The organism is Porphyromonas gingivicanis JCM 15907 (assembly GCF_000614585.1).
Lineage (GTDB): Bacteria > Bacteroidota > Bacteroidia > Bacteroidales > Porphyromonadaceae > Porphyromonas > Porphyromonas gingivicanis.
Map to the genome: position 1 here is coordinate 83,821 of NZ_BAKX01000003.1, position 12,408 is coordinate 96,228.

The 12,408-nt window shown below is 42.1% G+C and carries 9 protein-coding genes, 1 other RNA gene and 2 pseudogenes; 5 read left to right on the forward strand and 7 right to left on the reverse strand.

Annotated elements, in window-relative coordinates; all coding sequences use genetic code 11:
* Positions 1-122: 122 nt before the first annotated feature.
* The 7 genes and pseudogenes from galE to JCM15907_RS04155 form a co-directional block, all read right to left on the reverse strand.
* Positions 123-1,162: pseudogene (gene galE / locus JCM15907_RS10655) on the reverse strand (UDP-glucose 4-epimerase GalE).
* Between the two features lie 2 nt (positions 1,163-1,164).
* A pseudogene (gene yihA / locus JCM15907_RS10660) lies at positions 1,165-1,769 on the reverse strand (ribosome biogenesis GTP-binding protein YihA/YsxC).
* Positions 1,770-1,853: 84 nt separating this feature from the next.
* Positions 1,854-2,942, reverse strand: coding sequence for a chorismate synthase (gene aroC, locus JCM15907_RS04130; RefSeq protein WP_025842825.1), 1,089 nt, complete (start codon positions 2,940-2,942; stop codon positions 1,854-1,856).
* A gap of 498 nt (positions 2,943-3,440) precedes the next feature.
* Complete coding sequence (locus JCM15907_RS04140) at positions 3,441-4,055, reverse strand: FKBP-type peptidyl-prolyl cis-trans isomerase (protein WP_025842826.1); 615 nt, start codon at positions 4,053-4,055, stop codon at positions 3,441-3,443.
* 80 nt (positions 4,056-4,135) lie between these two features.
* The gene (locus JCM15907_RS04145; RefSeq protein WP_025842827.1) at positions 4,136-4,618 is read right to left on the reverse strand and encodes a hypothetical protein; all 483 of its coding nucleotides are present in this window, start codon (positions 4,616-4,618) and stop codon (positions 4,136-4,138) included.
* Positions 4,619-4,637: 19 nt separating this feature from the next.
* Positions 4,638-5,051 carry a hypothetical protein gene (locus JCM15907_RS04150; protein WP_025842828.1) on the reverse strand — a complete coding sequence of 138 codons (414 nt, stop codon included), beginning with the start codon at positions 5,049-5,051 and terminating at the stop codon, positions 4,638-4,640.
* Between the two features lie 65 nt (positions 5,052-5,116).
* Positions 5,117-5,689, reverse strand: a complete 573-nt coding sequence (locus JCM15907_RS04155; protein ID WP_025842829.1) for an RNA polymerase sigma factor — start codon at positions 5,687-5,689, stop codon at positions 5,117-5,119.
* A gap of 243 nt (positions 5,690-5,932) precedes the next feature.
* On the opposite strand from JCM15907_RS04155, the gene JCM15907_RS04160 reads away from it, so the two are divergent.
* The 5 genes from JCM15907_RS04160 to ssrA all read left to right on the forward strand — a co-directional run bounded on the left by JCM15907_RS04160 (position 5,933) and on the right by ssrA (position 12,407).
* A complete protein-coding gene (locus tag JCM15907_RS04160) occupies positions 5,933-7,870 on the forward strand; it encodes an NAD(+) synthase (protein ID WP_025842830.1) in 1,938 nt (645 codons plus the stop codon).
* 162 nt (positions 7,871-8,032) lie between these two features.
* Positions 8,033-9,115, forward strand: coding sequence for a 3-phosphoserine/phosphohydroxythreonine transaminase (gene serC, locus JCM15907_RS04165; RefSeq protein WP_025842831.1), 1,083 nt, complete (start codon positions 8,033-8,035; stop codon positions 9,113-9,115).
* 89 nt (positions 9,116-9,204) lie between these two features.
* Positions 9,205-10,125, forward strand: coding sequence for an NAD(P)-dependent oxidoreductase (locus JCM15907_RS04170; RefSeq protein WP_025842832.1), 921 nt, complete (start codon positions 9,205-9,207; stop codon positions 10,123-10,125).
* Positions 10,126-10,202: 77 nt separating this feature from the next.
* On the forward strand, positions 10,203-11,450 hold the full coding sequence (locus tag JCM15907_RS04175) for a DUF1015 domain-containing protein (RefSeq protein WP_025842833.1): 1,248 nt from the start codon (positions 10,203-10,205) through the stop codon (positions 11,448-11,450).
* Positions 11,451-11,995: 545 nt separating this feature from the next.
* Positions 11,996-12,407, forward strand: a transfer-messenger RNA (tmRNA) gene (ssrA, locus tag JCM15907_RS12590).
* Position 12,408: the final 1 nt, after the last annotated feature.

A 12,408-nucleotide genomic window follows, 5' to 3' on the forward strand; every position in this document is an offset into this window, starting at 1 on the left:
GGAGGATGCAAAAAACTCTCTCTTATCCGAAGAAGATAGGAGAGAGCTTTTACTCCAACTCAACATCGCACGAGAAGTTGTAGTGCCTTGACTCTCTCCTCACGATGCTGGTGATGCACTATTTATTGAGAGTCCTTGGCTTTTTGGTCGCAATGACATTGCCAAGCCCAAGCCGAGCGAAGAGTTTCTTCGGTAGAAATGGTTGCATGCCAGTTCAATTCTTCATTAGCCTTGTGAGCATCTGCCATACCGCTTCGATGTCTCCCTCTCTACGGTCGGCATAGCGGTGAGGAACTTTTACGCCTGTTGCCTTTTCAAAAGCGTTGATTAGCTCTAAAACACTGAGCCCTTTGCCTGTGCCGATATTAAATATATCGAGCTGTGGAATGGAGGACTCTGAAAGGAGCATCCTATTTAGGGCTGCTATGTGAGCTTGTGCTAAGTCTACCACGTTGATGTAATCTCGTATGCAACTGCCATCGGGTGTGTTGTAGTCTGTCCCGAAAACCTGCAACTCTTTGCGGATACCTGCGGCTGTCTGAGTGAGGAAAGGAACTAAGTTTTGAGGTACTCCATTGGGAGCTTCGCCGATGAGAGCCGAAGGATGCGCTCCGATAGGATTGAAGTAGCGCAGTAGGGTGGCTCGGTAAGAGGCTCCTGCGTTTATGGTGTCACGAATGATTTCCTCATTGATTTGCTTGGTATTACCATAGGGAGAAGTGGCAGGTAAAATAGGGGCACTCTCATCTACGGGCAAATGCTCGGGCTGTCCATACACTGTGCAGGAAGAAGAGAAGACTAAAGCCTTTGTGCCGAAACGCTCCATACACTCCATTAGGGTGATGAGAGACATTATATTGTTGCGGTAGTAAAGAAGAGGCTTTTGTACCGATTCGCCCACCGCCTTACTCGCAGCAAAGTGAATAACGGCATCGATACTATTTTCTGTAAAAACGGTCTCCATAGCCTTCTTATCGTTGCAGTCTATGGCATAAAAGCGAGGTCTTTTGCCACAAATCTGTTTGATAGCATCGAGTACTTCCTCTTTAGAGTTACTTAGGTTGTCTACCACTACCACCTCGTAGCCTGCTTCGTAGAGGGCTACTATGGTGTGAGAGCCGATATAACCTGTTCCTCCAGTTACAAGAACTTTCTTATTCATGATTAGTTTTTATATAGTGTATGGTTAATGTCTTCAATATAGTCGAGTATCTCTTCTCCTCCCCTTTTAGTGTTGAGGAGGTGTAGAAAAAAGGTGGCAGTTCTTCCCAACTCTCTAATAACTTCGCCTTATAGCGTTCGATAGACTCCTGTAATTTGAGCCCTGAAAGTTTGTCTGTCTTTGTCATAACAATAGAGAATGGTACGCCCCACTCTCCGATCTGTTGGATAAACTCCAAGTCAATAGCTTGAGGCTCTAAACGGCTATCTACCAAAACAAAAAGGTTGGTAAGTTGCTCACGAGAGGTTATATATTGCTCTATCATAGAGCGAAAGGCATTTCTCTGCTCTTTGTTGCGCTGCGCAAATCCATAACCGGGAAGATCTACCAAGTACCAAGTGTTGTTAATGATAAAGTGATTGATGAGTTGTGTCTTTCCCGGTTTAGCCGAGGTCATAGCCAATTTGGAAAACCCCGTAAGCATATTGATAAGTGAGGATTTGCCCACATTGGAGCGTCCTATAAAGGCATATTCAGGCAGATTACCCTCTGGGCATTGATTGCACCGCGCACTACTTTTAACAAATGTGGCAGTTTTTATTACCATGGTGAAGTCTTTTTATAAAGTGCAAATATACATTCTTAATTTTAGAGCGAGTTACATAACAGGGCGCACACTCTCTCTGAAACCTTATTGTCCCTTTATAGAGTGAGAGCAAAGGGCTTCGTCCAGCAGTACTATGGCGGTCATAGCGTGTACTACGGTTACCCCTCGTATCGCTACGCAGGGGTCGTGCCTTCCCTTACCTTTTAGAACACTTTTTTCTCCGTTTATTGTTATGCTTTCTTGTTCTTTGCCAATGGTAGGTGTAGGCTTAAAGATCACTCTAAAAGAGATGGTTTCTCCCGTAGATATTCCTCCTTGTATACCTCCCGAATGGTTGCTTTTGAAAACTATATTCCCCTCATCGTCTATGCTCATGGAGTCGTTAGCTTGACTCCCTCTCATTCGAGCTAAGGCAAATCCATCTCCGAATTCAATTCCTTTGGTAGCATTGATGGAAAGCATCGCATATGCTAATCGAGCGTGGAGTTTGTCGTATAGAGGAGACCCCCACCCAGCAGGAACACCTTTTATATGGCACTGCACGATGCCACCAATACTATCGCCTTGGGTAGCAGTTTTGAGTAAATATTGAGAGAAACGTTCGTTTGCCTCGGGGTGAGGACAACGGGTGGGATAGGTGTATGCCTCTTCGAGGGAGAGTTGTGATAGCTCTTCTGGCGTTAGACTTTCTTCTCCGAGAGTAATTATATGAGGGTAAATTTCGATGCCATACTTTTGACGTAATATTTGTTGCGCAATAGCCCCTGCTACACATCGCACAGCGGTCTCTCTTGCCGAGGCGCGTCCACCGCCTGCTTGAGGAGGTAAACCATATTTGCAGTGATAGGTGTAGTCGGCGTGAGAGGGGCGATACACATCTGAAAAAGGTTGGTAGTCTTGACTACGTACATCTTCGTTGTTGATGACGAAGCCTATAGGGTGTCCCATAGTAGTACCATCGGGCAGAAGTCCCGATAGAAAATGCACGATATCAGCCTCTTTACGAGGTGATACCAAAGAGGAGGTTCCCGGGCGACGATATTGCATAAATCGCTTTATTGCCTCTATATCAATCCGTATTCCCGAAGGACACCCATCTAAAATACCTCCAATTGCAACACCATGCGATTCGCCAAAGGTGGTGAGTCTGAATATTCTGCCAAAAGAGTTCATTTACAATTAACCATTAAGAGATTATTCCTTTCGATACCATTACTTGATGCTTCGCTCTCTTTGTCGTTATTGATAGTTAGTTGCACTTTCGTACTCGAGGGCATTTTTACAGCCCCAACCTTACGTTTAGTCAGAGTTTTTGGAGCAATGTTATTTAGCGTCCACCTAAAGGGGAGAGCTATCTCTCAAATAATGAATTGAAGAGTTTCGTAGAAAGATTAGGTGCTTTTTGAGGAGGATTGGTTACTCTCTTTGAAAGCCAATCTTTCAATCAATAAGGGGTCCTTATCCCTTTGCTACGAAACCTTTAGTTCTTTTGTCTCTGACCTATATACCTTTTTGTTAAAACCATTAATGCTTTTTCGAGAAACCTATATGCCTTTTGCGATGCTTATGTAACGGTCTCACAAATCCTTTCCAAAGGTAAAAAATAAACCCTTAGAGCGATACAATTCAACTCTAAGGGTTCCCTTTTATCTTCTGTTGCTTTTTAGCCGATTAGTGGCAGCTACAACCACCTTGAGAAGAGCAGCATCCGCCTGATACCTCTTCGCCACTATGACATCCGCACGAAGCATCTCCTCCATCATGGCAACCACATCCGCATCCTTCTTGAGGGTTCATCATGGCCTCTATTCTCTTACGATCTTCCTCCGTAGCAGGACGTTCTTGTAAAATCTCTCCAACGAAATGAAGTGTCATACCCGCCATTGGGTGGTTGAAGTCCATTACAACCTTGTCCGAAGTTATTTCGTGTACAAGCCCTTCTACACGTTGTCCGTCTGCTGTCATCATAGGCAACATATTACCTTCGATAACATTTTCGCTGTCGAACTCTCCCTCCTCGTTGCAGAATACCTGACGATCCAAAGAGAGTACCAAATCGTCTCTTCTCTCTCCGTAGGCAATGTCAGGAGTTAGTTCAAAGTCAAACTTATCTCCCATAGAGAGTCCATTTAATTTTTCTTCGAAGGCAGGAATCATCATGCCTATACCGTGCATATATTGCATGGGACTCTCTTTGGTAGCTTGCTCTACCATATTGCGTTCATTGCCGATACCAGCGTATAAATCGTAGCTGCATTCAACGAAATGCTCTTTATTGATACTCATATTTTTTACTATCCTTATATATACTTAAATGTGTAACTAAACTCGTTTCCTATAATCGGAAAACGGAGCAAAGATATAACTTATCTTCGTTTTGGCTCATTGCCTTTAGGCTTTTTTCTCTGTTGAGACTCGCTTTTAGTCGTTGGATTGTCTTGTTTTTTTCGCATCAAACTGCGCCCAAACTTACGTTGAGTATGTTCCAAAAGCAATACTTTTTCGGGCGAGATATGCTGGCAAAGTCGTGTGTAGTACTCTTCTACGAGTTTGCTCTCTGCTATCTTCCACTCTGTACGTTGTTTGAGGTGGAGTAGTACCTCCTCTTGGGTTACCTCTTTTTTGTCTCTAAGTTGTAATGCTTGAGTCTTATATTCCTTCCAAAGGGCTATTCGTTTGGTGTCAAGCTCATTGAGTAGGGTGCTTACTACTTCGCACTCTTCATCAGAGAGACCCAATTCTGTGCACACATACGCATTGCGTTGAGCAAGGCAACGAGGAGGGGTTTGAGCCCGTAGTACGAGACTTATACTTGATAGTAAAAGAAGGGTGAATATAGTACGTTTCATAAGGGGTTGATAGTTGTTTTTAGTGGGAATATAGAGAGGTTTCTAACCAGTTGTTTTCAAAGTCTTCCGCATACTCGCTGGTTAGAAATTCGTAGTAATCTTGCTCACTTATGGGTTCAGAAGATAATTCCTTAGCCATCATCTCTTCTTTTTGCTGTGTTCTTTGCTCCATTATGGACTCACGAGTGTAGTTAAAGAGACGAAATATGCCGATAGTAAGCAGAAAAGCTGCTGCCAAACCGAGATAGGGACGTAAACGTACCCATAGAGTAGTGGAAGAGATAGATTCTCCTGCAGAGACAGAGCTCAGCGCATCTTCCTTCTCAATAGTTGCCATAACACGTTGGCTTATCTCCTCGAAGTAGTTGTCAGGTGTTGTATAGTGCTTTTTGCTTTCTGCCGCAGAGCGTAGAAGTTTTTCTTCTAAATCCATAGGATGCTTCAAAATAAACTGAAAATAGTATTTTAGTATATAGGACAGAGAAGGGGTGAGTTCGTTTAATGATGCTCCTCTATATATTTCTTTATCTTGTTCACAGCATGGTGATAAGAGGCTTTGAGAGACCCTTCACTTATACCTGTAAGTTCCACAATATCGGCATAGGTTAGCTCTTCATAGTAACGGAGAAGAAAAACCTGTTTTTGTTTAGGTGGTAACGTATTGATGGCATTTTGTAGCAACACCTCTGCAGCATCTCCATCGAAATAAGGGTCAGAAGCTACATTCTCTACGAGGTAACGATTGTCATCGTCTATTTCTATAGAGAGCTCTTTGACCCGTTTTTGCTTATTGATGTAATTGAGAGATTCGTTTATAGCAATGCGATAGAGCCATGTATATATCTTGGCATCGGCTCTGAACTTATCGATAGATTTCCACGCCTTGAGAAATGTTTCCTGAACAATCTCATCAGCCATATTGTGGCTCAGTACCATACGTCTTACTTGCCAATACAGAGAGGCAGAGTAGGTAGATACCAATTCCGAGAAAGCCTCCTTTTTTGTATTAGGGTTCTGTATCCGATCAAAGAAATCGGCATCGAATAGCTGGGGAGTTACACTTTTATTCATACAATAACGTTACAAAAATAGGTTTTAGATGTTGGATGTCAAAATGAGACCACGATACACTCTCGGAAAAAGTTTTTTATAGACTTATTTTACCCTCTTTCTTCGAGCCATGCCAGTAGCTTGATTCTCTATACCTTTATAATATAAGAGTAAAGAGTATCTTTGTGGGGCTTTTAGCACAGATTAGAGGAACAGCCGTACCAGTTCCTAATAACTAAGAGATTTTACTATACGATAATAAAGATGAAACATGGTTTTGTAAAAGTGGCTGCAGCGGTGCCTTATGTGCATGTGGCAGACTGCTATTATAATATTGAACGCATCAGCGAAATGGTGCATCAGGCAGATGCTCAGGGGGTAGAGATTGTTACTTTTCCAGAACTCTCTATAACGGGGTACACTTGTGGCGATCTTTTCCTGCAACCTTTTCTATTGGAAGAGGCTAATGTAGCACTCTGCAAATTGGCAGAAGATACTGCCGATACGGAAACTCTTATTATTGTTGGGATGCCAGTTCGTGTCGAAGAGAAACTTTTTAATAGTGCTGTCGTACTCCAAAAGGGGCGTATATTAGGAGCTATTCCCAAGACTTATCTTCCTAATTATAGGGAGTTTCAAGAGAAACGTTGGTTCTCGCCAAGTGATGTGCTCCAATACAAAACCGTGTATATAGGCGATCACGAGGTTCCCATTGGACACAACATCCTATTCCGTTCAGGAAAGGTCGGTATAGGTATTGAAATTTGCGAAGATATGTGGACGCCCTACACACCCGGTACACGTCTTAGCTTGTATGGGGCACATATCATCTTCAACCTCTCTGCAAGCAATGAAAATGCAGGTAAACATAACTATCTACGATCTATCATTAGTGGACTTTCTTCGCAAGGCTTGTGTGGATATGTTTATACTTCCAGTGGCTATGGAGAGAGTTCTACCGACCTCGTTTATACAGGTAAGGCTTTCATTTCGGAGATAGGTAAGGTTGTCAAGGAGATGAAGCGCTTTGAGTATAAGGAGCGTATGATAATTAGTGATATAGATGTTTCTCATATTCAGACAGAACGATTGCTTAATAGTAGCTTTAAGGCAGCAGTTTCTCATTTTACTCAAGAGACTATCACGGAAATTCCTTTTTCGCTTCGCTCCGATGAAGCATCGGCTCCCGTAGATCGTCCCATAGAGCGTAATCCATTTATGCCTGATGGGGTTAATCCCGATGAGCGATGCGAAGAAATGTTTGAGATACAAGTGTGCGGTTTGATACAACGTTTGCGCCACATGAAAGCCCAGCACGCTGTGATTGGTATTTCGGGAGGGCTGGATTCTACATTGGCTCTCTTGGTTACAGCCACTGCTTTTGATATACTACAGATCCCTCGAGAGAACATCGTTGCGGTTACTATGCCGGGGATGGGGACCTCTTCGAGAACTCTTCACAATGCTCGCACGCTGATGGAGGAGCTAAGGGTTACGCAGAAAGAAATAGATATTACGGAGAGTTGCTTGCTACACTTTAAGAAGATAGAGCATAATCCTGAGGTACATGATACAACCTTTGAAAATGTTCAGGCGCGTCTGCGCACACAATTGCTAATGGATATGGCAAATCAGAAGAATGCCCCTGTTATTGGTACGGGAGACCTTTCTGAAATAGCCCTGGGCTGGTGTACCTACAATGGAGATCATATGTCTATGTATTCGGTCAATGCCACTGTTCCCAAAACGTCTGTGGCTCTTATTACCGCTTGGTACGCACGCTTTAGAAGTACATCCGAACAACTTTCTAAGACTTTATTGGATATTGTCGATACACCTATAAGTCCAGAGTTGTTACCTTCTACCGATGGAGAAATGGCGCAAAAGACACAAGATATTGTAGGTCCCTATGAACTGCATGACTTCTTTATCTATCATTTCCTCTTCAAAAAGTGTGAACCCAGTAAAATATTCTATTTGGCTCGTGAAGCATTCCATGGAAGTTATTCGGCTTCTGTTATAAAGAAGTATATGCTCCTCTTCTTCCGTCGCTTTTTTAGTCAGCAGTTCAAGAGAAACTGTATGCCCGATGGCCCTAAGGTGGGGTGTGTGAGCCTCTCTCCTCGTGGTGAATGGCGTATGCCGAGTGATGCCGTTAGCACTATGTGGATTAGAGAAATCGAAAACTTGTCTGAGGAGTAAGGGTTAAAAAGGTATTTACTTGCTTTGTCTCAAAACATTGACTACCTTTGTAGACGATAGAGGTAATTAAGGAGCTTTGAGTTTTGACTTGGAGAGTTTTTACCTCTTTTCTATTAAATGGTTGACTATATAAACAAGATAAAATAAAAGGTAATTTCAGCAATGAAAAAGCACAATTTCAATGCGGGACCCTGTGTCCTCCCAAAAGTTGCGATAGATGCAGCTATCGAAGCAATCCGTGATTTCGACAACACAGGAATCGGTATTCTCGAAATTTCTCACCGTACTCCCGGTTGGGAACGTATCATGAAGGAAACTGCTGACCTTTGGCGCGAATTGCTCAACATTCCTGATAACTATGAGGTAATGTTCTTGGGTGGAGGTGCCAGTACACAGTTCTTCACAGTTCCAGCTAACCTTATGGGCAAGAAGGCTGCATTTTTGCAAACAGGTGTTTGGGCTAAAAAGGCAGCTAAAGAGGCTAAGTTGTATGGAGAAGTGGAGATTGTTGCTTCTTCTGAAGACAAGAACTACTCTTACGTTCCCAAGGGTTATACCATCCCTAAAGATGCAGACTATTTCCATATTACAACTAACAATACTATCTACGGTACAGAAATTCACGAAGATATTGATAGCCCTGTAACATTGGTAGCAGACATGTCTTCAGACATTATGAGCCGTCCTGTAGACGTTAAGAAGTATGGCTTGATTTACGGTGGTGCTCAAAAGAACGTAGGGCCAGCAGGGGTAACTTTCGTAATTGTTCGTAAAGATTTGATTGGAACAAGCGGAAGAGAAATTCCTACAATGGTGAATTATAACACTCACTGTGGTGGTGAAGAGCGTGACAAGTCAATGTTCAACACTCCTCCTGTATTCTCTATCTTCGTGATGCACGAAACCTTGAAGTGGGTTAAATCTATCGGTGGTCTTGAAGCTATGTACAAGCTCAATAAGGAGAAGGCAGAGTTGCTCTACAACGAAATCGATCGTAACAAGATGTTCAAGGGAACAGCTGCTAAGGAAGACCGTTCTTTGATGAATGTTTGCTTCGTGATGAACGAAGAATACAAAGACAAAGAAGCTGAATTCTTTAAGTTTGCTTCCGAGCGTGGTATGGTAGGTATTAAGGGACACCGCTCTGTAGGTGGATTCCGTGCAAGTATCTACAATGCTTGTCCTCTTGAGAGCGTTAAAGCCCTCGTTGAGACAATGAAGGAATTCGAAAGCATGCACGCATAAATTCATTCTAACAAATAACACTTGCTCTATAACCTAAAGTCTTAAAGATGGGGTTATAGAGCACTCTTAAAATATCGAGTAAGAAAATTATGACTAAAGTTCTTATTGCAACTGAAAAACCCTTTGCTGCTGCCGCAGTACAGGGTATCAAGGGAATCTTCGATGCAGAAGGTTTTGAGACCGTTCTTCTTGAAAAATATACAGAGAAGAGTCAGCTTTTAGAGGCTGTTGCCAATGTTGATGCTATTATCATTCGTAGTGATATCATCGATAAGGAGGTTTTTGATGCTGCTAAAAACCTAAAGATTGTAGTTCGCGCAGGTGCAGGTTTCGATAATGTAGATCTTGCAGAAGCAACAGCTCACAATGTGTGTGTGATGAACACTCCAGGACAAAATGCCAATGCCGTTGCAGAGCTTGTGATAGGACTTTTGGTGTTCAATGCTCGTAACCGCTTTAACGGAAAGTCAGGGAGCGAATTGATGGGCAAGAAGATTGGTATCTTGGCTTATGGTAATGTGGGTCGCAATGTAGGTCGTATTGCTAAAGGCTTTGGTATGGATGTTTACGCCTATGATGCTTTCATCCCTGCAGAGGCTATTAAAGAGTCAGGTGCAACACCAGTAGCATCTGTTGCAGAGCTTTTTGCCAACTGTGACGTTGTTTCTCTTCACGCCCCAGCTACAGATGAAACGAAGAAGTCGATTAACTATGAGCTCTTGATGAAGATGCCTAAAAATGCAGTGGTTATCAATTCGGCTCGCAAAGAGATTATTGATGAGGAAGGTATTCTTAAGGCATTGACAGAACGTACAGACCTCGTTTACATAACTGATATTATGCCTGGCAATCATGAAGCTATGCTTGCTTTAGGAGATCGTTATTTCTCTACTCCTAAAAAGATGGGAGCGCAAACAGCAGAAGCAAATAATAATGCTGGACTTGCTGCTGCCAATCAGATTGTAGGTTTTATCAAGAGAGGTGAAGAACGTTTTAGAGTAAATAAATAAGTAAATGTTTGAACAAAGGCTGGACATTGTAGATAGAATTGTATTCTACTTTGTCCAGCTTTTTAATTTATAATCATATGGCAAGAATTAAACCATTTAAGGGGTTACGCCCTCCCGTAAATCTCGTAGAGAAAGTTTCTTCTCGTCCTTACGATGTATTGAGCAGTGAAGAGGCGAGAGAAGAGGCTAAGGGTAACGAGATGTCTCTATACCGAATCATTAAGCCTGAAATAGATTTTCCTATAGGTACCGATGAGCATGATGAATGTGTATATGAAAAGGCGGTAGAAAACTTCCAACTCTTCCAGAAGAATGGGTGGCTCGTAGAAGATGAGAAGGAAAACTACTATGTATATGCTCAAACAATGAATGGCAAGACTCAGTACGGTCTTGTAGTTGGAGCTTGGGTAGATGATTATCTCAATGGAGTAATCAAAAAGCATGAGCTAACTCGTAGAGATAAAGAAGAGGACCGCATGAAACATGTTCGTGTAAATAACGCTAACTTGGAGCCTGTTTTCTTCGCTTATCCCGAAAACCAAGAGTTAGACTCTATCGTTGCAAAGTATACTGCTAATGAGCCAGTGTACGATTTTGTGGCAGATATTGATGGTTTTGGTCATACTTTCTGGATTATAGACAAAGAGGAAGATATTAAGCGCATTACTGAAATATTTGCTACGTTCGAAGCTCTTTATATTGCCGATGGTCATCACCGTTCAGCAGCTGCTGCTCTTGTTGGGGCAGAGAAGGCTAAGAATAATCCTAACCATAAAGGCGACGAAGAGTATAATTACTTTATGGCTGTTTGCTTCCCAGCTAATCAGCTTACTATTATTGATTATAACCGTGTGGTTAAGGATCTTAATGGCTTGAGTGATGAAGAGTTCTTGTCAAAGTTGGAAAAGAACTTTACAGTAGAGCTTAAGGGTACAGAAATCTATCATCCCAGCAACCTCCACAACTTCTCTCTCTATTTGGGTGGTAAGTGGTATTCATTAACCGCTAAGCCTGGTACTTATGACGACAACGACCCCATCGGTGTATTGGATGTAACTATTTCTTCTAACTTAATCCTTGATGAAATCCTTGGCATTAAGGATCTTCGTTCGGACAAGCGCATTGACTTTGTTGGTGGTATCCGTGGATTAGGCGAATTAAAGAAACGTGTAGATAGTGGGGAGATGAAAGTTGCTTTGGCTCTCTATCCTGTTACAATGAAACAAATTATGGATATTGCCGATACTGGCAACATTATGCCTCCAAAGACTACATGGTTTGAACCTAAATTGCGCTCAGGTATTGTAGTACACAAGTTGGACTAATTGGAGCTTGATAAATGTTTCAAAAAGGTGCTTATAGTTTTATAGGCACCTTTTTTGTGTTAGTTGTGGAATGATGGGGGATGAGAATTTGATAATAAGAAAGAAAACATTGGTGCTTGATAAAAGTTTTTGAGGTTAGAAAAAAGCCTTGCTGAGTCGGTAAGAGGCTTGTTCTCAAAAATTTTTAGGACATTATCTTTTAGGACAATAAACAGCTAACAAGTTTACTTTTGAGAAACAAGGACTCCAATAAAAAAGAAAAGAGAGTCAAGAAGGATGTAGCATTCTCTCAAATGTTGACGACAATAAAGTACTATACAACACTCTTAAAAAGAGCTTAGGGGGAGTTGTTCTTTTGATAGAATTCTTTGAAAAAATAGTTCTGTAATTTTTTATGGAGCTGTTTAGGAATTTCCGGCACCCGAGTTTTTTGTTTTGAATAGACTTTTTCGTACCTTTGAAGCTGAGTTGAGAGAGATAGCGTTCTCTTTTTAACTTGTTTTCTATCTAAGTTGTTTGGCAACAGTGTTGGTGTTATATTATATGGGGCTGACATGGCTTTGACAGCGTGACGAAGGGTAGGTAAGCATGTAGTGAGTTGTTGCTCTCTCACTTTAATCTCAAGCATCGAATTTTTTAGTTGGCGAAAATAATTACGCTCTCGCTGCCTAACCGAAGTATAGTAAGTTAGCTTGCTTAATCTGATCCGATAGGCTCGGACGAGACGTTGCCCAAGACTCTTGCTCCGAAGTTCCTTGAGTAAGGCAACGCACGTATATCGGGGTTCAGCACCACTCTTTCCATGAGGTGGTTGTCTGATTTAGATCATGGAATAAGGGTATCTCTTTGGTTGCCTTTCCCGTAGGAGTACCACGAAAATTGTAAGCAAGGCTAAACATGTAGAAAGCATATTCATTCCGCGTTTGGACGAGGGTTCAATCCCCTCCAGCTCCACAAT

What these genes read in the sequence shown, in the direction of transcription:
- JCM15907_RS04140 (WP_025842826.1), bottom strand. Translation starts at nt 4,055, where the DNA reads ATGAGTATCAATAAAGAGCATTTCGTTGAATGCAGCTACGATTTATAC.
- serC (WP_025842831.1), top strand. Translation starts at nt 8,033, where the DNA reads ATGAAAAAGCACAATTTCAATGCGGGACCCTGTGTCCTCCCAAAAGTT.
- JCM15907_RS04170 (WP_025842832.1), top strand. Translation starts at nt 9,205, where the DNA reads ATGACTAAAGTTCTTATTGCAACTGAAAAACCCTTTGCTGCTGCCGCA.
- JCM15907_RS04145 (WP_025842827.1), bottom strand. Translation starts at nt 4,618, where the DNA reads ATGAAACGTACTATATTCACCCTTCTTTTACTATCAAGTATAAGTCTC.
- aroC (WP_025842825.1), bottom strand. Translation starts at nt 2,942, where the DNA reads ATGAACTCTTTTGGCAGAATATTCAGACTCACCACCTTTGGCGAATCG.
- JCM15907_RS04150 (WP_025842828.1), bottom strand. Translation starts at nt 5,051, where the DNA reads ATGGATTTAGAAGAAAAACTTCTACGCTCTGCGGCAGAAAGCAAAAAG.
- JCM15907_RS04155 (WP_025842829.1), bottom strand. Translation starts at nt 5,689, where the DNA reads ATGAATAAAAGTGTAACTCCCCAGCTATTCGATGCCGATTTCTTTGAT.
- JCM15907_RS04175 (WP_025842833.1), top strand. Translation starts at nt 10,203, where the DNA reads ATGGCAAGAATTAAACCATTTAAGGGGTTACGCCCTCCCGTAAATCTC.
- JCM15907_RS04160 (WP_025842830.1), top strand. Translation starts at nt 5,933, where the DNA reads ATGAAACATGGTTTTGTAAAAGTGGCTGCAGCGGTGCCTTATGTGCAT.